Consider the following 21,233-nt stretch of genomic DNA (forward strand, 5'->3'; position numbering starts at 1 on the left):
TATTTATTTACTTCATTGTTTTAAATAAGGGATGCTGGTTTGAGTTATTAGCCAAGTTGTTATTATTGTTTGAAATTCTGTTGTAAACACAATGTGATCTGCCTCTAACTCCCACGTGTTGGTAGGTGAGCATGGTCACGGTTTGTTTTGTGAACAGTGATGTTGTTTGAAAAGACTTGCTAAGGTCAATGTCTCTAAATTACGTCAAGACAGGATGCGACACTTTATGGCTAACAATCCCTTGCCCGCAAAAGTCGATTTAAGTGCCAGCGCTGCTAAAGGGTTTTCCCATCCCATTTGGGCAGCAAGAGCCGATAGATTACAAAGTGCATCAGGTGTGTTACTTGGGCTTTTTATCATTATGCATTTACATTTTGAGTCCAGTATTTTACTTGGCAAAGATGCATTTTATTATGTGGTGCAGTTTTTAGAAGGCGGTATTTTTAGCGAGACGGGTCATGGCTACCCGATCCTTACCCAGGTCTTTTCTGCATTTATGCTGGTTGTGGTGATGATCCACGCCGTGTTTGCATTACGTCGCTTCCCTACTCAAATTGGCCAATGGCGAGCTTTGCGTCAGCAATTACAATTTTTACCCCACGAGGATACTAAAATCTGGTTTTGGCAGATGGTCACAGGATTTTTGTTATTTTTCTTAGCGCCAGTGCATTTATTTACCATGATTATGAATCCTGATATTGGCCCGCACCTTTCGGCTGAGCGGGTATATCACGACAACGCTTGGATCTTATATGTATTGTTACTACCTGCTGTGGTGGTGCATGCGATATTTGGTTTATATCGTGTTTGTGTCAAATGGGGATTAGTACAACAGCGCTTTGCCTTATTGAAGTTTGCCAAAGTGTTAGTGGTGTATTTGATGATCATCGGTATTGCCAGTTTAGTTACTTATATTGTTATTGGGCGGACGCTTGAGCTGCCTATTATTCCATTTGTGCCAACTTTATAAGGAATAAAGATGCAAATAATTTATACCGATACATTAGTTGTTGGCGCTGGTTTAGCTGGATTGCGAGTGGCGATTGCCTCAAAAGAACGTGGTCTTGATACCTTGGTTTTATCCTTGATCCCCGCAAAGCGTTCTCATTCAGCTGCCGCCCAAGGTGGCATGCAGGCAAGCCTTGGCAATACAGTTAAAGGCATGGGCGACGATGAAGATGTGCATTTTCAAGATACCGTAAAAGGCTCTGACTGGGGCTGCGATCAAACCGTTGCTCGAATGTTTGCCCATTGTGCCCCGAAAGCGGTGCGTGAGTTGGCTAACTGGGGAGTGCCTTGGACACGGGTAACAAAGGGTGACCGCCAGGTGATTGTGAATGCTGAAAAGGTCACGATTCATGAAGCGGAAGAAGCCCATGGGCTGATTAATGCTCGCGACTTTGGCGGCACTAAGAAGTGGCGCACCTGTTACACCGCCGATGGTACCGGGCATTCATTACTGTATGCGGTCGACAACAAAGCGATTTCGTTAGGTATTCCGGTACACGAACGCATGGAAGCCTTAAAGATTATTCATGACGGCAAGCGCTGCCATGGGGTGATTGCTCGTTGTTTAATTACCGGTGAGTTGAGGGCGTATATTGCCAAATCAACCACGATTGCCACCGGGGGCTACGGCCGTATTTACGAAGTGTCTACCAACGCCATTATTTGTGATGGTATTGGGCAGGCGTTAGCGTTAGAAACCGGTGTGGCAACGCTGGGTAATATGGAAGCAGTACAATTTCATCCCACAGCGATTGTGCCCGTTGGCATTTTAACTACCGAAGGTTGTCGTGGTGACGGTGGCTTATTGCGGGATAAAGATGGTTACCGCTTTATGCCCGATTATGAGCCAGAAAAGAAAGAACTCGCATCACGTGATGTGGTGTCTAGGCGGATGACCGAACACATGCGCAAAGGCAAAGGGGTAGATAGCCCTTATGGCCCGCATTTATGGCTAGATATCACCTTATTAGGCCGCAAGCATATTGAAACCAACTTGCGCGAAGTGAAAGAAATATGTGAAAACTTCCTCGGGATAGACCCTGCAAAAGATTGGATCCCTGTTAGACCAACACAGCATTACTCTATGGGCGGTATACGCACCACACCAACGGGTGAAAGTCCGCAATTATCGGGATTATTTAGTGTTGGTGAAGCGGCATGTTGGGATATGCATGGCTTTAATCGCTTAGGAGGTAACTCGCTTGCTGAGACCGTAGTTGGCGGCATGATTATTGGCAAGTATGTAGCTGATTTTGGTGAGCAGCATGATTTGGTTGTCGATACAGCATTGATCAATCGTTTTGGTAAAGATTTACGCGATGAAATTGATCAACTTGTTGACGGCGATGGCAGTGAAAGTGCGTTTGAACTAAAGCTTTCGATGCAAAAAATTATGATGGATTACGTGGGTATTTTCCGTAATGGTAGAGAGTTGCAGCAAGCGGTAGATGAATTAAGCGCCTTGCTTAAGCGTGCAAGTAATATTGGCTTGAAGTGTAAAAAGCGCCATGCAAACCCTGAGTTGGTTGAGGCTTTACGCATCAGACGTATGCTCAAGGTGGCGTTAACCGTGGCCTGCGGTGCCAACGCACGCACCGAGAGTCGCGGTGCTCATTCTCGTGAAGATTTCCCGCAGCGTAATGATAAAGATTGGCTCAACCGTACTTTATCAAGCTGGCCAGATGCCAATGGATTAACGCCAACGCTAAGTTATGAAGCGCTTGATGTCATGGCAATGGAGCTACCACCGGGTTATCGAGGCTATGGTGTAAACAATGCGATTGCGCATCCAGACACTGAAAAACGTGAGCAGCAAATAGCCAGCATACTTGCCCAGCTAGATGCCGATGCCGACAGATATACAAAGCAAGCTGCAATTATGCCGTTTGCATTACCTGATGCGCTATTGCCAAATAATGAACGACTCTCCGACACCTTATCGTCGGCAGTAAAAACCGCAAACGTGGCGGGAGAAAAATAAGATGAGCCAAGCAAGAACAATACGTTTTTCTATTTTTCGTTTTGATCCGCAAGATCCTAACGACAAACCGAAAATGGTTAACTATGAAGTGACCGAAGCGCCGGGTATGACAGTGTTTATTGCGCTGAACATGCTACGCGAGCAACAGGATCCTTCATTGCAATTTGACTTTGTTTGCCGAGCAGGTATTTGCGGCAGTTGCGCCATGGTCATCAATGGCAAGCCGACATTGGCATGCCGCACATTAACTGCCAATTACCCCAAAGGTGAGATCATATTAATGCCATTACCTGGGTTTGAATTAATCGGCGATTTGTCGGTTAACACTGGTAAGTTTATGCGCGAGTTGGCGGAGCGTTTACAGTTATGGTTGCAGCCCAATAGTATCGATAATGATATTCATCGGATGGAACAACCAATGGACCCAGATGAAGCCGCCAAACTTTATGAGCTTGAACGATGCGTAGAGTGTGGCGTGTGTGTATCAGCCTGTGCGACAAAACAAATGCGTGATACGTTTGTGGGCGCTGTGGGCATGATGAAAATAGCCCGTTTTGAATTAGACAGTCGCGATACCCGTACCGCTGATGATTTTTATCATGTGATAGGTAATCAAGATGGGGTGTTTGGCTGCATGACTTTACTGGGTTGCCAGGATGCTTGTCCTAAAGATTTACCTCATATGACCCAAATTGCGTATTTACGCAGAAAAATGGCATTGACCAGCCCAAATCGAATTTTGTAGTCAATTAACTTGAACATGGGTGAAGTCATCCAATATAAAAATGCCGCTAAACTCAATGAAGATAGCGGCATTTTTATCATGTCGACTATGTAAAGCAAATTTCACTTAGCGCTGGCCAGCCTTTAATTTGACGCATGTTCAACTAAAGGGGCTAACTTCATTAATTCAGCTAAATTATTAACGGTCAATTTTTCCATTAGTTTTGAGCGATGCACTTCGATGGTACGAACCGCGATACATAATGTATTAGACATTTGCTTGTTAGTATTACCGGCAATAATCAGATGAAATATTTGAATTTCTCGATCAGTTAAGGTTTCAATCAATTTAAGATTACTGAGCTTCCAGTATTGCTCGTTGCTGTAATCTAACCCTTTGCTGATTGCTTGTGATAGTAACAACCCCTGTACCGGTTTTTGAAAAAAGTCGAATGCGCCATTTTTGAATGCATCTACGGCCATCGGCACATCGCCATGACCCGTTAAAAAAATCACTGCCAATGGGCTGCGGGCATCATTAAGTAATTGCTGCACTTCAGGGCCCGTTAGTCCCGGCATTCTGGCATCTAAGATGACACAGCCAGGCATAGTTAAATCGACACTGTTGAGAAACTGATGGCCTGAATTGAAGCTAATAATATGATAATGATATCCGTCCATCAGATAGCTGATGGAATCAATTATAGCCTCATCATCATCGACAAGGTAAACAGGGCTTTTTGCTTGATGTTGCACCACATTTCCTTAAATCAGCAGCTTTGATACATGATAAGTATCTCAATTTGGTTATTTTAACTTACTTTTTTAGGGTAAATCATGAGTCGAATCACGTTGTGTTTAGGTCACACTATCGTAAGCTTGTCTATTATATTGTGATAGGACTGGCATGGTGCGATTAATATTCGGTTTGTTAGCATTATTAAGTGTTGCAACAGTTGCAGCCAAGCCTCAAGAACTGCACGTTGGCGTATTAGCGAATTGGGGATACCAACAAGCTGTAGAGCGTTGGCAGCCTATGATGGACTACTTAACAGAGCAAGTACCGGACGCAAATTTCCATGTTTACCCTGGGGATTTTGCTGCATTGCACCACGCAATGGAGCAAGGAAACATTCAATTTATTATTACCAATCCAGGGCAATACCTCGAGTTATCAAATCAATATCCGCTGTCTTGGTTAGCAACCATGCGTTCTCGTCGACATAATGGGGCGACGTCTGCTATTGGGTCTGCGATTATTGTTAAAGCCAGTAGTGATTATCGGACTATCTTTGACTTAAAAGGTAAGGTGGTTGCCGCCAGTGATCCCGACGCATTAGGGGGGTACCAAGCAACGATTGGTTTATTGCACCAGCTTGGTATGAGTGCTAAAGATTATTTCAGTGAAGTTAACTTTTTGGGTTTTCCGCTTGACCCATTGTTATACCAAGTGCGAGATAGCAATGTCGATGCAGCGATTACGCCTTTATGCACATTTGAAGATATGGTGGCGAGAGGATTGATTGTTGAGGCTGATTATCGAGTGCTCAATCCGAGTAAACCTAAAGGATTTGAGTGTCAATGCAGTACCAATCTTTACCCAAACTGGTCGTTTGCTGCTAATGAAAGTATCGATAGTCGGATCAGTAAAGCCATCACTCAAGCATTAATGAATTTGCCCGCAGAACATCCCGCAGCGGTTAAAGCACAATTAATGGGGTGGACATCACCCATTAGCCAGCTCAATGTGATCAAATTATTCAGCGATTTAAATGTCAAAGAATCAAATGAAAACCGTTGGGAAACCCTGACTAACTGGTTTAAGGATAATCGTCACTGGGGGCTTTTTGCCTTATTTATCTTTATTGTCGCGACCGTTTATCATCTGTGGATTGAATATCGATTCCATCAAAAAAGTGAATCTTTGATTGCCTCGGAACGGCAGCTAAAGCAGCAAGAAATCGCGTTAGAGCGGCTACAAAGCGCGGCGATTATAGGTGAAATTGGTGCGGGTTTGGCTCATGAAATTAATCAACCCATTGCAGCCATTACCAGCTACAGCGAAGGCGGTATTATGCGACTGCAAAGTCAGCAGCAACTAGATCACCTGGTCACGATGGAATTGTTGGAAAAAATTCACAAACAATCTACTCGTGCCGGTGACGTGGTGCACCGAATTCGCGGGCTGCTAAAGCGCCGAGATGCGGTAATGAGTGATGTAAATATTCTGACTCTAGTCGATGAAAGTATTTCTTTATTAAGGCTTGAGCTTGGCCAACGAGAAATCCACATAGCTAAAAAAGTGAAAGGCGAGCCATTTTTTATTACTGCCGATGGGGTTGGTTTACTGCAGGTACTGATTAATTTGATCAAAAATAGTATTGATGCCATTAGTGAGGGCCAATCTAGCGAGGTTGGCAAAATTACCATCAGCATTGATTTTAAAGCGCAGCAAGTGAATGTAGCCATTCTCGATAATGGCCCTGGGCTAGTTGAAAATGTGGATGCGCTGATGGCGACATTTTTTACCACTAAAGAAGACGGGCTGGGTTTAGGGTTAGCCATCTGTAAAGATGTGATTAAAGAGCATGAAGGGCTATTTACCCTAAACAACTGTACCGATGGTCATGGCTGCTGTGCCACTATCATGCTCAAAAAACGTGGTAGCAAACAAAAAATTCAAGCTTAATTTATTCATTTTCAACAATATGTGGTTTACCACAATTGTAAAAAAACACTGCTTGTGATGGCTGTTTTTTGAACTGTGAGTCGTATCACAAACCCAGTTCGTAAACTGTCGATATGTGGTTTACCACAATATGGCTGCTTGTTGCTATGGCACACAATGACCCCAACGTAGAAGTAACCAAGGTTGGTTTCAGGGCCCCCCCCTAAGTTCCAACACGGCTTACTTCTTTGACACTATTGTCAGTTGGGAGAGTAACCATGAAATTAAATCGGCGAACCTTTATCAAGGGGCTTGGTGCTGGCACTGCAGGTTGTGCTTTTGCAACCTTACCAGGCTCAATTGCTGCACTAGGTACAACAGAACTACAAGGCAGTGCTGAGTCTGTAGCCAGTATTTGTGAAATGTGTTCAACGCGATGCCCTATTTCTGCTCGTGTTGTTAAGGGTAAAAACGTTTCTATTCTTGGTAATAAAAAAGCCAAGTCATTTGGTGGTGCGGTTTGTGCTCGTGGCGGTGCGGGCCATAGCCAGCTTTACGATAAACAACGTATTGTTAAGCCACTAAAACGTATCGGTGAGCGTGGCGAAGGTAAGTGGGCTGAAATTGAATGGGATGAAGCCTATTCAATTATTGCTAAAAACCTTAATAAGATTAAAGCCGACTATGGCGCCGAGTCGGTTGCATTCTCTTCTAAGTCAGGGTCGTTAGCCGGTCATTTATTCCATCTTGCTAAAGCCTATGGCAGCCCCAATACCTTTACCCATGCATCAACCTGCCCAGCAGGATATGTCATTGCAGCTAAAGCCATGTTTGGCGATAAAATTAGCCGCGATTTAAGCAATGCAAAATACATTATCAACTTCGGTCATAACCTGTATGAAGGCATTAATATGTCCGAAACTCGGGGTATGATGAATGCGCAAATGGAGCAGGGCGCGAAGCTAGTGGTATTTGAACCGCGGTTTTCTATTGTGGCCGACAAGGCTGATGAGTGGTATGCCATTAAGCCCGGTACTGACGTTGCTGTAGCATTAGCCATTTGCAACACGCTGATCAAAGATGACTTATATGACAAAGCTTTTGTGGCTCAGTATGTTTCAGGCTTTGAGGCTTTTGCTGAAGAAGTTGAACAATACACACCAGAATGGGCCGAATCAATCAGCGATGTTCCGGCTGAAGATATTCGCCGTATTACCCATGAATATGCCGCAGCTGCACCGCACGCGTTAGTGGACTTTGGCCATCGTTCATCCTTCACCACCGAAGAATTTGAAATGCGCCGCGCCTTATATGCTGCCAACGTACTGATTGGCAATATTGAGCGAAAAGGTGGTTTATATTTTGGGAAAAAAGCGCCTAATTACAATAAATTTGCTGGGGAAAAAGCCGCACCAACGCTATCTAAACCAGGTGTAGCAAATATGCCTAAAATCGATGCAAAACGTATCGATATGGTGGATGAACAGTATTCACTGCTGTGGTCAGAAGGTGGCATGTATCAATCAATTCTTGATGCCAGCTTAGATGCGGTTCCTTATCAGTTACATGGTTGGGTGATGAGCCGCACTAACCCAATGCAGACATTGACTGATCGTGCACGTATTGTGAAAGCGATGCAGAAGCTCGATTTTATTGTGGCCTGCGATATTTATATTAGCGAAAGTGCTGCTTATGCAGACATCTTCTTACCGGAATCGACTTATCTTGAGCGTGATGAAGAAATCAGTGATAAATCCGGTAAAAATCCAGTTTATTATGTGCGTCAGCGTGTTGTTGAAACCATTGGTGATACTAAGCCTAGCTGGCTAATTTGGAAGGAGGTTGCCGACAAGTTAGGTCAGGGGGAATTTTTCCCTTGGGATAATATGGAAACCTTACAATTGTTTCAGGTCGACAAAGATGTCGCGCTGCTAAACCACATTAAGCGTGATGGTTGGGTAAGCTATGGTAAGCCATTAATGCTACGTGAACCTAGCATGGTTAAAGATTTTATTGCTACTTATCCCAATGCGAAAACCCCTGATAGCGATAACACCTATGCAAGTCACCTAAGCTTTAAAACCCCAACGGGCAAGATTGAATTAAGCTCGGATAAAGTGGAAGGCATCGCCCCTGGGCGCGGGGTGATTAAGTTCCGAGAAGTCAGTATGAAAAAAGCCGATGAGCTGTATTTCATTCAAGGAAAAGTAGCGGTTCACACTAACGCGGGGACTCAAAATGTGCCTATGTTAGCTAATTTAATGTCTGACAATGCCTTATGGATCCATCCGGTTACCGCTAAGTTACTAAATATTCAAAGTGGTGATGCTATTCGCATTTACAACGCGACAGGTAGCGAAGACGGCCATGCTTTAGTGACGCCTGGTATACGCCCTGACACGGTATTTGCCTATATGGGTTGTGGCTCAAAAAACAAGGAGCTAGCACGTGCAACGGGTAAAGGTGTGCACTGCGGTAACTTGCTTCCCGATGTTAAGTCTCCGGTGACAGGCATGTGTCTGCATACCACCGGCGTTAAAATAGCTAAGATTTAAGCGGAGTTCATTATGACTAAACGTTATGTTCTTGTGCACGATGAAAACAAGTGCATTGGCTGTCAGGCTTGCAACGTAGCTTGCCGCAGCGAAAATAATGTACCTGAGTCGGTGACCCGTCTTCAGGTACGCATCGAAGGACCTTACGGTAACTTCCCTCATTTACACTTTAAATACAACCGCGTGTCTTGTGAACAATGTGAAGATGCTCCTTGTGTGAAAGTGTGCCCCACTGGTGCGGCTTACGTGAATGATGATGGCATAGTGTCCATCAACGAAGGTAAATGTGTGGGATGTTTATATTGCGTCGCAGCATGCCCATATAAAGTGCGTTTTATTAATCCTGAAACTAAAGCACCGGACAAATGTGACTTTTGTAAAGAAAGCCGACTTGCTCGTGGTGAAGATCCGGCTTGTGTCAGCGTGTGTCCAACACAGGCTCTAACTTTTGGTGATGCAAACGATGTTAACTCTGAAGTGAGTAAGTTGTTAGACACCAAGCTGAACTACCAACATAAAGTGAATCTTGGAACAAAACCAAGGGTATATCGCATTCCTAGCCGTAAAGGAGGGATTAATGTATGAATAATATTTGGGGCTCAATGGAGCAATACGATCCCGTCGTATGGAATTGGATAATCGCAGTATATTTATTTATGGCTGGCTTATCTGCAGGTTCAATGCTGGTGGCGATTGGCCTGAAATGGTACCGACAAAAACGCGGATTACCGACTGAAGGTTTACCGGTCATTAAAGCCGCAGCAATTATTGGGCCGGTAGCGATTTCTTTAGGCATGGCGCTGCTGGTGCTAGATTTAACTAAACCGTTTGAGTTTTATCACATTCTGCTTAATTATAATCTCACCTCGGTGATGGCCTGGGGTGTTATTGCCTTACTTGTTTATATACCTTTGGTGTTTGTGTTTGCTGCTTTGATATTTGATAAAGAAGTCTTGCGCTATGCTCCTTGGTTGGCAGGAGGGTTAGATATTTGCCGAAAGTTAGAAAATAGCTTAAACAAACTGATCTTTGCTTTAGCTTTGGGGGTGGGTGTATATACCGGATTTTTATTGTCGGCATTAATTAGTTACCCGATTTTGAATACAGCGGTATTACCTGCACTGTTTTTAGCCTCGGCATTATCAGTAGGTTCTGCGGGGAATATTTTGGTGGCAACCTTGTTCTTTAGTAAAAAAGAATCTGATTGTATTGAGCAAGTTCACCGTATCGAATATCCCGTGGCGTTTAATGAAGCCTTATGTTTAGTGTTGCTGTTTGTTGGGCTTAATTTTTCCGGTACCGCAGCTCAGGCCGCAACAGCCGCAATTACGACTGGTGCTTGGGCGAGCGTATTCTGGATTGGTGTGGTTGGATTAGGCTTAATTGTGCCCGTTCTTGCGAGTACGTTAGCCCCCCAAAGCTGGAAACACAGCAAAGGGTTTTTAATCAGCGTGTCATGTAGCACCATTATTGGCGTGTTAGCTTTAAGACACTTCGTGGTATACGCAGGACAAAGTTACATTAGTTAGTCTGTACTATCAAAATAGTTGCAATGCCGCTTGGCCAAAGGTTAAGCGGCATTTTTATTTGTCATAGCAAACCATTAAAGATAAGCGAATAAATTCAATGGTGTATTGTGGTAATCTCAATTATGACAGCAATAAAAAAACCACCGTTAAGGTGGTTTTTTATAGAAAATAGTGCGTTAGCTTTTAGCCCGTTTCATCGCAGTGAAGAAGTCTTCATTGGTTTTGGTCATTGCCAATTTATCAATTAAGAACTCCATTCCTGAAACTTCATCCATTGGGTGCAGAATTTTACGCAGGATCCACATTTTTTGTAGTTCATCTGGCGTAGTCAGTTTTTCTTCACGACGTGTGCCTGAGCGGTTGAAGTCAATCGCTGGGAATACACGTTTTTCAGCCGCTTTACGAGAAAGGTGTAACTCTTGGTTACCTGTACCTTTAAACTCTTCGTAAATGACTTCATCCATCTTAGAACCGGTATCAACCAGTGCTGTTGCAATGATGGTCAAGCTGCCACCGTGTTCAATGTTACGTGCTGCACCGAAGAAACGCTTTGGACGGTGAAGGGCGTTAGCATCAACACCACCAGTCAGTACTTTCCCTGATGATGGGATCACTGTGTTGTAAGCTCGGGCTAGACGAGTGATTGAGTCTAACAAAATGACCACGTCTTTTTTGTGTTCAACTAAACGTTTGGCTTTTTCAATTACCATTTCAGCTACTTGAACGTGACGGCTTGCTGGCTCATCGAAAGTAGAAGCAATGACTTCACCTTTAACCATGCGCTGCATTTCAGTTACTTCTTCAGGACGTTCGTCGATCAGCAATACCATCAATACAACATCTGGGTTGTTGTAAGTAATGCTTTGGGCGATGTTCTGTAATAATAGCGTTTTACCCGCTTTTGGCGGAGCAACAATTAAACCACGCTGACCTTTACCAATGGGTGAACAAAGGTCAAGAATACGTGAGGTGATGTCTTCTGTTGAGCCATTACCACGCTCCATGCGTAAACGTTCTTCAGCATGAAGTGGGGTTAAGTTTTCAAACAAAATTTTGTTGCGTGAGCTTTCTGGCTTATCGAAGTTAACTTCAGATACTTTTAATAATGCAAAGTATCTTTCACCTTCTTTCGGTGGGCGAATTTTACCAAAAATGGTGTCGCCAGTACGCATGTTGAAGCGACGAATTTGGCTAGGAGAAACATAGATGTCATCAGGACCCGCAAGGTATGAACCATCTGAACTTCTTAAAAATCCAAATCCATCTTGGAGGATTTCTAATACACCGCCACCGAAGATGTCTTCTCCGCTTTTGGCATGTGCTTTTAAAATTGAGAAAATAATATCTTGTTTACGAGTACGAGCCATGTTTTCTAGTTTCATGCTTTCAGCAAGTGAAACCAGATCCGATATAGGCGTGTCTTTTAATTCTGTTAAATTCATTTATGGGAGTCTTGTGTTACGCGACGAAGCTTACCGCAATCAATCAGTAAGGGTATTGAACATTGTTATGATTGATAAGCGAGAAAAGGTTTATTGAAAAAATCTGTGGATAAAGTTATCACTATATGGCGCTGACGTCCACAATTTTAGGTACAAAAATGGCACAAATTGTATAAAACTTGTGCCATTTTATGATCCGACTCAAAGTAGGATTAGATTTGAGCGTCAATAAACTCTTTTAATTGCGTTTTAGACAGTGCGCCAACTTTAGTTGCAACTAACTCACCGGCTTTGAACATAAGCAATGTAGGAATACCACGAACGCCATATTTAGCGGGTGTCGTGTTATTTTGGTCAACGTTTAATTTTGCAACAGTGACTTTGCCAGCATACTCTTCAGCAACATCATCTAAGATTGGTGCAATCATTTTACATGGACCACACCACTCTGCCCAAAAATCGACTAACACAGGAGTGTCAGACTTTAATACGTCGTTTTCGAAGCTGTCGTCGCTTAGGTATACTATTTTATCGCTCATGTTGTTCTCCAGATTTGGTTCCATTGCTAGTTTATTAATGGCTTACCATGTATATTGGGTTCGTTGAAAAGCTTTTCAAGTGAACGTGTAAATATCCGCAAATTTTATATTTGCCATTATACGCAGAGCATCACCTGTTGTTAAACAACAGTAATGACTTTTTTTGAGCTTCTCAGTGCCCAGTCTTTTTTGATAACTTGTTGTTTACCAACAAAGAAGCCTGGGCAGTGAGGTGCTCTGAAACTTTGCATATACAATCTGAACGGATAAACATTGCAGCTATTTCAAACTATCGTATCTTTTTTTGCAACCCCAACTAGTATGCTGGTGCCATGAGCCAAACACATTTATCTACCCAAAAGTTCGCTGACTTTCCACTGCAAGATGCAGTTTTATCAGCCTTAAACGAGAACGGCTTTGAGTTTTGTACCCCAATTCAGGCCTTATCATTACCTATTTTATTACAAGCCAAAGATATTGCCGGCCAAGCTCAAACAGGTACAGGCAAAACGATGGCTTTTTTAGTGGCTACCTTTAATCATTTATTAACGATTGCCGCACCTGAAAACCGTAAAAATACTGAACCTCGTGCCATTATCATGGCGCCAACGCGTGAGTTAGCGATTCAAATTGCTAAAGATGCTAATTTACTCACGAAACACACCGGCTTAAAAGTGGGTATTGTTTATGGCGGTGAAAGCTATGAAACCCAACGTGAAGTATTAGATCAAGGCGTTGATATTCTTATTGGTACCACTGGACGAATTATTGATTATGTTCGTCAAGGTGTTATTAGCTTGAATCACATTCAAGCTGTGGTACTAGATGAAGCCGATCGCATGTTCGATTTAGGCTTTATTAAAGATATTCGCTTTTTATTCCGTCGTATGCCTGATGCCAAAGCGCGTTTGAATATGTTGTTTTCTGCCACACTTTCAATGAAAGTGCAGGAACTTGCATATGATCATATGAATGATCCTGAAAAAGTTGAAATTGAGCCATTAGAAAAAACCTCTAAAAACATTAAAGAGGAAATCTTTTATCCTTCAATGGAAGATAAAATGCGCTTATTGCTGACTTTAATTGAAGAAGATTGGCCAGATAAAGCCATTGTTTTTTCGAATACCAAGCACAGCTGTGAAAAGTTGTGGTCGTATTTAGAAGGAGATGGTCACCGTGTTGGGTTATTAACCGGTGATGTTCCTCAAAAGAAACGTATTCGTATTCTGGAGCAATTCACTACAGGCGAATTAGACATTTTAGTGGCAACCGATGTTGCTGCGCGTGGTTTGCATATTTCTGATGTGTCACACGTTTACAATTATGATTTACCTGATGACTGTGAAGATTATGTTCACCGTATTGGTCGTACTGGACGCGCTGGGCAAAAAGGCATTTCAATCAGCTTTGCCTGTGAAGAATATGCCCTAAATTTACCGGCTATTGAAACCTATATTACTCACTCAATAGCTGTGTCTGACTACGATCGTGAAGCGTTATTAGATGATATTCCACCGCCAGTGCGTATTCATCGTAAGCACCCGACAACTCGTACTCGTGATGGTGGCAGTAAAGGCGCACATCGCAGTGGTAGTAACAGTAACAGCCGAGCACCACGCCATAGGACTCGAAGACCTTCGTAAATGCCAAAGTTATCGACCTTACCGCCTTATGCCGCAATTACATTAGGCTCTAATAGCTTTAATATGCTGGTAGCAACGACGGTTGCGGGCAAGTCACAGATTATCGCTAAATACAAACGCAAGGTTCGCCTTGCGGAAGGTATTGGTGACGATGGTCATTTGTCGGATGAGGTGATGCAACGTGGCTTAGATTGTCTGAGCCTGTTTGCTGCAATGCTAAAAAAACATCAAGTTCTTCATGATGATGTTGCGGTTATCGCGACCGCGACATTACGCCTGATTACCAACGCCGATACCTTTCAGCAAAAAGCATTTCCCATATTGGGTCACCCGATTGACATTATTTCAGGCTTACGCGAAGCTGAACTTATTTATCAAGGTATGGTGGCAACAACGGTCGGTGAAGGTAAGCGCCTGGTGATAGATATTGGTGGTGCGAGCACCGAGTTTATTGTTGGTAAAGGGCGTAAGGTGTTATTTAAAACCAGTTTATCTATGGGGGGCGTAGTATTTAATCAGCGTTTTTTCCATACCACCCCTTTTCAAATACTCGATTTCTCCCAAGCTAAAGATGCGGTTAAAGAAACCTTACTTGCGCATATGTCAGCACTCACTAACTTAGGCTGGGATACTGTGGTCGGAGCCTCGGGGGTGATCCAATCTGTGGTGTCGGTTTTACAGCATAGGCAAGTTTCAGAAGTCATTACGCTTAGCGTGTTGCAGGCATTTAGAGATGAAATTTTAGCGCAAGCTGATATGCGTTTATCTGACATTCGAGGGCTAACGCCCGAGCAAGCACCCACTTTTGCTTCAGGTGTTGCAATTCTACTGGCGTTGTTTGAGTTACTGTCAATTAAGCAGCTACACCTGGCGGGAGGTGCATTACGTGAAGGTGTGCTGCAAGATTTAGCTGATGCACAGGCGCATCGTTAGGGTTATATTTTTATCCTTTCTGAGCACAAAAAAGGCCGTAATCTACGGCCTTTTATCACATTGTTATCACTCACTACTTTAAAATGTTCACTAAATCTGCCTCTAGTGACACTTCAGGACGCTCAACAATACGGCCAATCTCTTTACCTTTTTGCTCAACAATAAAGGTTGGGATACGTGAAAATTCATACTTTGCAGCTAACCCTTCAGGATCAAGCTTACTTCGATCAACCCCAATATAGGTCACGGTTAGATTTGGATTTGCAGCCGCTTCAATTAAGCGCATAAAACGTGGTGTTTCACGGTGGCAATCTGGGCACCAGGTTCCAATGATGACCACAATGTTAGTTGGCTCTGATATTGTTTTTAATGCATCAATTTGAGCGGCGTCAGTAGCATAGTTTTGATACTCCTCACTGTAGCCTGGTAAATCTTTTGCAAGTGTGTCGGTCGTTACAATACCGGTAATAATCACTTCTTTTTTCTCCTCACTGCAGGTTGCAATAAAGCCTTGTGATGCCTCATCAAAACTGCAACCGCTGTTGGCGATAGCGTTAGGTGCGACCATTTGGCTGCTAAAGAATAATGCCGTAGTGGCTAATAATGTTTTAACGCTATTGTGCATGATAAAGCCTCGATGAAGAAGAAAAAGAGTGCATGCGTCATTCAACCATGAGTTGTATTAGCTGTTAAGTATTAACCATTGCTGATGTTATCCCGATCACGGATATCGTTTGATTTATGTATTTTTTGCGGGTTGACGCAGGAATATATTCGGGCTCTTAACTTTTAACGAGGTAAGAGCCCATATTGAACTGCAAGGTATAAAAAAGCTTACTTGGAAGCGGTGTTGTTTTCACTAGTGTAAATATGCCAAGCCATTTCGATGCCCGACTCGCTCCAGGTAGCTAACGCAACCAAACGATGTTGTCTTCCTTGAAGACTGGCTGGGATCATATTGTCCTTCTGATAGTATTCTTGAACCGTAATTTTTGATTCAGTAATACCTTGTGATATAAGCAAACGCGTAATTTCATCACTGCGCTTTTTAGCGAGTTTATGGTTATATTCATCGCTACCTTCTGGGCTAGTATCACCAATTAGCACTATGGATAACTCTGGTTTAGCTTTCACTTTTTCAACCATACTTGCTAAGCGTTTTTGTTCGTGTTCGGTCAACGTATATTGATTAAATTCGAACATGATGATGCGAGCGGCTTCATGCTGGATCGTTTCAGCGCTTTCACAACCGTCATTAGTGATCACCGCCCCCTTGGGGGTTTGTAGGCAATTATCTCTAGCATTGATAACGCCATCATAGTCGGGATCAAACAAGTCTCTTGATTGTTGCTCTACCATGGCTGGTTTGGGGGTGTCGATACACGCGCTAAGACAACAACTTACCAGTAGGGTAGTGAATAATAAAGTGTGTTTCATGTTATTTTTCCTCGTGCCAAACGTTTGGGGTATCAACACGGAATGATTCTATTAGCGATCCTGTTGCATTAATAAGGCGATATGACGCGGCGTGGTAATTATAATATGCCGTTAAGTAATTTTTTCGCGCAAGAAAGACTTCTACTTTGGCGTCTAAAACATCAAGCAGAGATCGTCGGCCTAGTTCAAACTGGCGTTGGTAGCCTTGCTGTGCCAGCATGGCTTGGTCAACATTCTGTTGATAAAAATAACGCTGTTGCCCGACAAACTCATAAGCATTCCAGGCTAGCCTTGTGCCTTCAATGACTTGTTTTTCTGTTTGCTGGCGAATCGACTTGGCTTGCTGATATTGCCACGCTGCTGCTTCTGCTCTGTCAGTGGTTGATCCACCATTGAACAAGTCGTAGCTTAACATTAGCATAGCCCGAGCATCTTCATCGGGACCTTCAATTCCACCGATGTTATCATTTTTGTTTGCTTGTAATTCTATCGAAAGTTTCGGCCAATAGTCACTTTTCTCTCGTTCATATTGTGCATTCGCTGCTTGAGTATCACGAATGGCTGCATCAATTTCAGGATGTTTTTTAACGGCAATGTCGAGGGCGTGTGCTAGTGACTGTGGAACATAATTCATGTCTGGTCTAGGGTCATGCAAATCATTGGGAAGCTCGCCTACTAGGTCATAGTATCTGGCTTGCAAGTCCATTTGTTCATTGCGCGCCGCAAGATAGCTAGTATTACTGGTGGCGACGCGGGCTTTTACCTGAGCCACATCTGATTCACTGCTTAATCCTTTGGCTTGGCGTAACTCAATATCTTTCAATATGGCTTGATGCTCTGTGATATTTTGTTCCGATAACGACACAATTTTATTGGCTTGAATCAAACTTAAATACACTTGAGCCACTTCTAAGCTAAGATTTTCTGCTTCAGAAATAAGTCCGAAACGTTCAGCCTCTTGTTCAAATTCGAGCCTGTCTATTTCTGAGGTCGTTCTAAAACCATCAAATAATAGTTGTGAGACTTTTAAGCCAATTTCAGTACGATTTAAGTCGGTATCTATTCTTTGGCCACTGTTATAGCGAACATTTTCATAACCGACACCACCATAGAGTTTTACTTGAGGTAAATAATCCCCTTTGGCGGCTTTTTTATATCTTACAGCAGCCTCAAAACTAGCATATTTTTGCTGTAGCTTTGGGTGCTGATTAATGGCCGTGGCCACCGACTCCTCTAACGTAAGCGCGCTCGATGAGGCGCTTATAGTCAATGCTGAGATAAATAAAATTTTGCGCATAGTATCCTTACCTTATTGCTCTCGAAGCGAATTAGCTCGAGCGCGTAATAGTGGTTTTAGCCAATAACTTAATACGGTTTTTTCTCCCGTTAATATGTCAGTCGAAGCTTGCATTCCTGAAATGATAGGCCAACCATTCAGTTGGTTTTCAATGGTTTGAATATGGGCTTCGTAATAAGTGGTCCCATCTTCTAACTGCTGTGCATCAGGACTGACATAAATCACTTCTCCCTTAATACCGCCATAAATAACAAAATCATAGCTGGTGAATTTCACCATAGCGTCTAACCCTTTATGTACAAAAGCGATGTCTTTTGGGGCAATGCGAGTTTCAATGATCAACTGATCATCCTGGGGGACAATTTCCATAATGACTTGCCCAGGTTCTACGACTTGGCCAGGACTTCTGACCATAATATTTGACACACTACCAGATACGGGGGTGACAATTTGAGTGCGATCTAATCTATCTGCTAAGGCTTTCATGTTTTCATTCAGCGCAGATAATTCGTTACTTATTTTATTACGTTCATCGGTGGCTCTATTAATGAATTCAAGGGCAACGTTTCGACGCTCGGCAATAGCTTGACTAATTGCTGCAACGATTTGCCTTTCGCTGGCGCGTGCGGCGGACAGTTCACCTTGTAATCTAACCGCATCTCGTTCTAGTTTTAATAATTCAAGTTCGGCAACGGCACCTTCTGCCACAGCCTCTCGAGTCATTTGAATTTCTTGATTGGCCAGAGTGAGTCCATCTCGTTGCGCAGCAATGGTAATCTTCACCTCTTCGCGAGCTTGACGTTTTTGTTCAACCATTTGTGCGGTTTGATCAAGTTGTGAAATAAGCTGTGAAAGCTGACTATTGTATATGGCTTGTGCTCGACGATCGGATTGGCTGTCGGTTATGTTGAAAAAAACAGGGGTGACTGTCACTTGAGATAACCAATCTGATTGTTCAGGGGAGAATTGCACGCTGTTTAAGGTTGCTTCAAGGCGTATTAGCTGATTCTCAAATGCTTGTTTATTTTGTCTAGCCTCATGATATGCTGAGGCAAAACGAAGTTCATCTATAACCAATAACACTTGGCCGGCCTCGACCATGTCACCTTCTTTTACCAGCACTTCTTTTAAGCTTCCACCATCTAGGCTTTCAATTTGCTGGACTGCTGCAGCGGGAACAACTTTCCCCTCCCCAACGACCACCTCTTCCAGTGTGGCAAATCCGGCCCAAACCAATGTCACCACAATGAGTAGCATGGTGATTGCTATAAGTTGGTTAGCTTTACGGGCGCCTTCTAGGTGCTTGATATGCAGTGAGGCACTCATATTTCCCCCTGATTATGTTTCACATTGACAGCTTTGATGCGGCGTTTATTCATGTTGAGTAAGTCAATAGCACTTTTTTGATCAATTAAATTACCTTTATCAAGCACAATAATACGATCACATATGCTTAATACTTTGGGGTTGTGCGAAGATATCAGCATGGTTATATTTGCATCTAATTGAGCCAAACAGCTAATTATTTGAGTTTCACTGCGCTCATCCATTGCACTGGTGGGTTCATCTAGGATAAGTAGTTTAGGTTGTCTTAATAAGGTGCGACATAACGAAATAGCTTGACGCTGCCCTCCGGACAATTGACGTCCGAACTCACCAACTTGGCTATTTAATCCACTGCCTAACCGATCCATTAACTTGTCTATTCCCGTTGTTACCATTGTTTTGGCTAGTATGGCTTCGTCTACGTCGGTTAGGCCATATAACAAATTATCAAGAACAGTACCGTAAACTAAACTAGGCTGCTGACTCATATAACCGATTTCAGATCTTAATCGATGAATCGGCCATTGCTGTGCTTCAAGTTGATGAAAAAAAAGCTGACCTTTAGTCAGTTGATATTGGCCGGCTATGACCGCCATCAGGCTTGATTTCCCTGCGCCAGCTGGACCATAAAATCCCACTTTTTCACCGGGTTTGATATTCAAGTTAATATCATTAAATGCGCATAATGCTTGCTCAGGATAATGAAAACTTGCGCCGCGAAGTTCAATGCTGCCATCAAAGGTATATTGTGACACGGCAAGACTTTGCTGCTGATTTTCTTGTGGCAAATTTAAAATAGCTTCGACAGATGTCATCGATGTGCGGGTTTGTTGATATTTAAGTAGTAGCATTGCTATTTGGTTTATTGCACTGGATGCGCGGCCACTTAACATCACTATGGCAATTAGCCCGCCCATACTTAAGTTACCTTGATGAATTTGGTAAACACCTGTAATGATAAGCCCAATCGACACCAGTTGCTGACAGTTCATTACACTGTGGCTTAACGTATTTGAGCTTAAGCGAGATTCATTTTGCCAATCAGCAAGACTACTAATGATTTGATTCCATACCCCAATGGTTTTAGCTTGGCCATTATGTTGTTTGATTTCAGAAAGTAAATTAAGGCTTTCAATTAAATGAGCTTGACGCTGGGTGGACAGTTTAGAGGATTCTTCTATGGTCACCATTAACCGTTTTTGCATCATCCAGCTTAATAAACACAATACCAGCATGCATGTTAGTGGCACGAGTACCATAATGCCGCCTAACCAAGCTATCAGCAGTAAAAACAGCAAAGTGAAGGGGAGATCAACGACTGTGACTAAGGTTGCTGAGGTAATAAAATCACGAATGCTGTCAAACTCTTGCAGCTGCTTGGCGAAGGCTCCCGATGATGCAGGGCGATTTTCTAGACGCATTCCCATTACATTTTTAAATAATTGATTTGAAAGTTTTATATCAATTTGTTTGCCTGCAACATCTGCTAGTCGCGTTCGAGCTTGTCGTAAAAACCAATCAAATATAATGGCAATACATGCGCCACTGGCTAAAACCCATAATGTGTCTATCGCCTGATTGGGTACCACCCTATCATATACGTTCATAGTAAAAAGCGGGGTGACTAAAGCGAGTAAATTGATGGCTAACGACCCAATGAGGAAACTGGTGTAAAAAGGTTTTACGTTATCAAAAGCTGCAAGTAACCAATGGCGTTGATGGTTGTCATGGTGCTCTTTGCCACGACCATCAACAATTTCTTTGGGTTGAACATACCAGGTTTGAATTTGGAACTGTTGATTAAATTCAGCCAAGTTAAATTGAATGCTTTGTCCTTCAGCATCCATGGCATTAAAGACTTCCTGTTGTTGGTTGATAATGAAAAATGGCTGTTGCTTGTGATCAAGTGCAATGGCTGGCAGTGCCATATGGCGTCCATGGGTTTTCTGCTCGGCAACATCGAGATGAATATTTTCTGCCGCCATAGGTATTTGAGTGACAGCGAGTTGATGCTTTTCTAAGATTAAGCCACTTAATATCTGCTGTTTATTGGCAGGCAAATTAAAATGCACGGCAGCAAGCAGCAACACTTTTATTAGTGAGTCTTGTTGCTGTTTAACGGCGTTTGTATCTTGCATTAAGCTGGTTTTCC

At 43.0% G+C, this 21,233-nt stretch carries 17 protein-coding genes; 9 read left to right on the forward strand and 8 right to left on the reverse strand.

All coding sequences use genetic code 11. The annotated features are described in order from the left end of the window. The first annotated feature begins 226 nt into the window (after nucleotides 1-226). The 3 genes from NE535_RS17500 to NE535_RS17510 are packed head-to-tail and all read left to right on the forward strand — an operon-like array spanning nucleotide 227 to nucleotide 3,734. Nucleotides 227-970, forward strand: coding sequence for a fumarate reductase cytochrome b subunit (locus NE535_RS17500; protein ID WP_261299869.1), 744 nt, complete (start codon nucleotides 227-229; stop codon nucleotides 968-970). 9 nt (nucleotides 971-979) lie between these two features. Further along, the gene (locus NE535_RS17505; RefSeq protein ID WP_261299870.1) at nucleotides 980-2,989 is read left to right on the forward strand and encodes a fumarate reductase flavoprotein subunit; all 2,010 of its coding nucleotides are present in this window, start codon (nucleotides 980-982) and stop codon (nucleotides 2,987-2,989) included. 1 nt (nucleotide 2,990) lies between these two features. Then, a complete protein-coding gene (locus tag NE535_RS17510) occupies nucleotides 2,991-3,734 on the forward strand; it encodes a fumarate reductase iron-sulfur subunit (RefSeq protein ID WP_261299871.1) in 744 nt (247 codons plus the stop codon). A 122-nt stretch (nucleotides 3,735-3,856) separates the two neighbouring features. Here the strand turns inward: NE535_RS17510 and NE535_RS17515 are convergent, their stop codons facing one another. Further along, complete coding sequence (locus NE535_RS17515) at nucleotides 3,857-4,468, reverse strand: response regulator transcription factor (RefSeq protein ID WP_261299872.1); 612 nt, start codon at nucleotides 4,466-4,468, stop codon at nucleotides 3,857-3,859. Nucleotides 4,469-4,619: 151 nt separating this feature from the next. Here NE535_RS17515 and NE535_RS17520 point away from each other — a divergent pair, with 151 nt between their 5' ends. The 4 genes from NE535_RS17520 (at nucleotide 4,620) to nrfD (ending at nucleotide 10,464) form a co-directional block, all read left to right on the forward strand. Beyond that, nucleotides 4,620-6,401, forward strand: a complete 1,782-nt coding sequence (locus tag NE535_RS17520) for a sensor histidine kinase (protein ID WP_261299873.1) — start codon at nucleotides 4,620-4,622, stop codon at nucleotides 6,399-6,401. A 257-nt stretch (nucleotides 6,402-6,658) separates the two neighbouring features. Then, nucleotides 6,659-8,935, forward strand: coding sequence for a thiosulfate reductase PhsA (phsA, locus tag NE535_RS17525; RefSeq protein ID WP_261299874.1), 2,277 nt, complete (start codon nucleotides 6,659-6,661; stop codon nucleotides 8,933-8,935). Nucleotides 8,936-8,947: 12 nt separating this feature from the next. Then, entirely contained in the window at nucleotides 8,948-9,520 is a 573-nt protein-coding gene (locus tag NE535_RS17530; protein ID WP_261299875.1) for a 4Fe-4S dicluster domain-containing protein, read from the forward strand. Continuing rightward, complete coding sequence (nrfD, locus tag NE535_RS17535) at nucleotides 9,517-10,464, forward strand: NrfD/PsrC family molybdoenzyme membrane anchor subunit (RefSeq protein ID WP_261299876.1); 948 nt, start codon at nucleotides 9,517-9,519, stop codon at nucleotides 10,462-10,464. The genes NE535_RS17530 and nrfD overlap by 4 nt, the downstream gene beginning before the upstream one ends. A 176-nt stretch (nucleotides 10,465-10,640) precedes the next feature. Here nrfD and rho read toward each other — a convergent pair whose 3' ends face one another. Next, a complete protein-coding gene (gene rho / locus NE535_RS17540; RefSeq protein ID WP_188840066.1) occupies nucleotides 10,641-11,906 on the reverse strand; it encodes a transcription termination factor Rho in 1,266 nt (421 codons plus the stop codon). A 212-nt stretch (nucleotides 11,907-12,118) separates the two neighbouring features. Next, on the reverse strand, nucleotides 12,119-12,445 hold the full coding sequence (gene trxA, locus NE535_RS17545) for a thioredoxin TrxA (RefSeq protein WP_188840067.1): 327 nt from the start codon (nucleotides 12,443-12,445) through the stop codon (nucleotides 12,119-12,121). 332 nt (nucleotides 12,446-12,777) lie between these two features. Here trxA and rhlB point away from each other — a divergent pair, with 332 nt between their 5' ends. Continuing rightward, nucleotides 12,778-14,088, forward strand: a complete 1,311-nt coding sequence (gene rhlB / locus NE535_RS17550; protein WP_261299877.1) for an ATP-dependent RNA helicase RhlB — start codon at nucleotides 12,778-12,780, stop codon at nucleotides 14,086-14,088. Then, nucleotides 14,089-15,021: a Ppx/GppA phosphatase family protein gene (locus NE535_RS17555; protein ID WP_261299878.1), complete on the forward strand. Its 933-nt coding sequence runs from the start codon at nucleotides 14,089-14,091 to the stop codon at nucleotides 15,019-15,021. 73 nt (nucleotides 15,022-15,094) lie between these two features. Here NE535_RS17555 and NE535_RS17560 read toward each other — a convergent pair whose 3' ends face one another. The 5 genes from NE535_RS17560 to NE535_RS17580 form a co-directional block, all read right to left on the reverse strand. Further along, a complete protein-coding gene (locus tag NE535_RS17560) occupies nucleotides 15,095-15,646 on the reverse strand; it encodes a thioredoxin family protein (protein ID WP_261299879.1) in 552 nt (183 codons plus the stop codon). Between the two features lie 209 nt (nucleotides 15,647-15,855). After that, nucleotides 15,856-16,458 carry an OmpA family protein gene (locus NE535_RS17565; RefSeq protein ID WP_261299880.1) on the reverse strand — a complete coding sequence of 201 codons (603 nt, stop codon included), beginning with the start codon at nucleotides 16,456-16,458 and terminating at the stop codon, nucleotides 15,856-15,858. Nucleotide 16,459: 1 nt separating this feature from the next. Further along, nucleotides 16,460-17,755: a TolC family outer membrane protein gene (locus NE535_RS17570; protein WP_261299881.1), complete on the reverse strand. Its 1,296-nt coding sequence runs from the start codon at nucleotides 17,753-17,755 to the stop codon at nucleotides 16,460-16,462. Between the two features lie 12 nt (nucleotides 17,756-17,767). Then, nucleotides 17,768-19,081 carry an HlyD family type I secretion periplasmic adaptor subunit gene (locus NE535_RS17575; RefSeq protein ID WP_261299882.1) on the reverse strand — a complete coding sequence of 438 codons (1,314 nt, stop codon included), beginning with the start codon at nucleotides 19,079-19,081 and terminating at the stop codon, nucleotides 17,768-17,770. Then, nucleotides 19,078-21,219 carry a type I secretion system permease/ATPase gene (locus NE535_RS17580; protein ID WP_261299883.1) on the reverse strand — a complete coding sequence of 714 codons (2,142 nt, stop codon included), beginning with the start codon at nucleotides 21,217-21,219 and terminating at the stop codon, nucleotides 19,078-19,080. Before NE535_RS17580 ends, NE535_RS17575 begins: the two co-directional genes overlap by 4 nt. Nucleotides 21,220-21,233 lie beyond the last annotated feature (14 nt).

Origin of the sequence: Shewanella holmiensis, assembly GCF_025370255.1 — a bacterium.
Lineage (GTDB): Bacteria > Pseudomonadota > Gammaproteobacteria > Enterobacterales > Shewanellaceae > Shewanella > Shewanella holmiensis.

What these genes read in the sequence shown, in the direction of transcription:
- NE535_RS17500 (WP_261299869.1), top strand. Translation starts at nt 227, where the DNA reads ATGGCTAACAATCCCTTGCCCGCAAAAGTCGATTTAAGTGCCAGCGCT.
- NE535_RS17505 (WP_261299870.1), top strand. Translation starts at nt 980, where the DNA reads ATGCAAATAATTTATACCGATACATTAGTTGTTGGCGCTGGTTTAGCT.
- NE535_RS17510 (WP_261299871.1), top strand. Translation starts at nt 2,991, where the DNA reads ATGAGCCAAGCAAGAACAATACGTTTTTCTATTTTTCGTTTTGATCCG.
- NE535_RS17520 (WP_261299873.1), top strand. Translation starts at nt 4,620, where the DNA reads ATGGTGCGATTAATATTCGGTTTGTTAGCATTATTAAGTGTTGCAACA.
- phsA (WP_261299874.1), top strand. Translation starts at nt 6,659, where the DNA reads ATGAAATTAAATCGGCGAACCTTTATCAAGGGGCTTGGTGCTGGCACT.
- NE535_RS17530 (WP_261299875.1), top strand. Translation starts at nt 8,948, where the DNA reads ATGACTAAACGTTATGTTCTTGTGCACGATGAAAACAAGTGCATTGGC.
- nrfD (WP_261299876.1), top strand. Translation starts at nt 9,517, where the DNA reads ATGAATAATATTTGGGGCTCAATGGAGCAATACGATCCCGTCGTATGG.
- rho (WP_188840066.1), bottom strand. Translation starts at nt 11,906, where the DNA reads ATGAATTTAACAGAATTAAAAGACACGCCTATATCGGATCTGGTTTCA.
- trxA (WP_188840067.1), bottom strand. Translation starts at nt 12,445, where the DNA reads ATGAGCGATAAAATAGTATACCTAAGCGACGACAGCTTCGAAAACGAC.
- rhlB (WP_261299877.1), top strand. Translation starts at nt 12,778, where the DNA reads ATGAGCCAAACACATTTATCTACCCAAAAGTTCGCTGACTTTCCACTG.
- NE535_RS17555 (WP_261299878.1), top strand. Translation starts at nt 14,089, where the DNA reads ATGCCAAAGTTATCGACCTTACCGCCTTATGCCGCAATTACATTAGGC.
- NE535_RS17560 (WP_261299879.1), bottom strand. Translation starts at nt 15,646, where the DNA reads ATGCACAATAGCGTTAAAACATTATTAGCCACTACGGCATTATTCTTT.
- NE535_RS17565 (WP_261299880.1), bottom strand. Translation starts at nt 16,458, where the DNA reads ATGAAACACACTTTATTATTCACTACCCTACTGGTAAGTTGTTGTCTT.
- NE535_RS17570 (WP_261299881.1), bottom strand. Translation starts at nt 17,755, where the DNA reads ATGCGCAAAATTTTATTTATCTCAGCATTGACTATAAGCGCCTCATCG.
- NE535_RS17575 (WP_261299882.1), bottom strand. Translation starts at nt 19,081, where the DNA reads ATGAGTGCCTCACTGCATATCAAGCACCTAGAAGGCGCCCGTAAAGCT.
- NE535_RS17580 (WP_261299883.1), bottom strand. Translation starts at nt 21,219, where the DNA reads ATGCAAGATACAAACGCCGTTAAACAGCAACAAGACTCACTAATAAAA.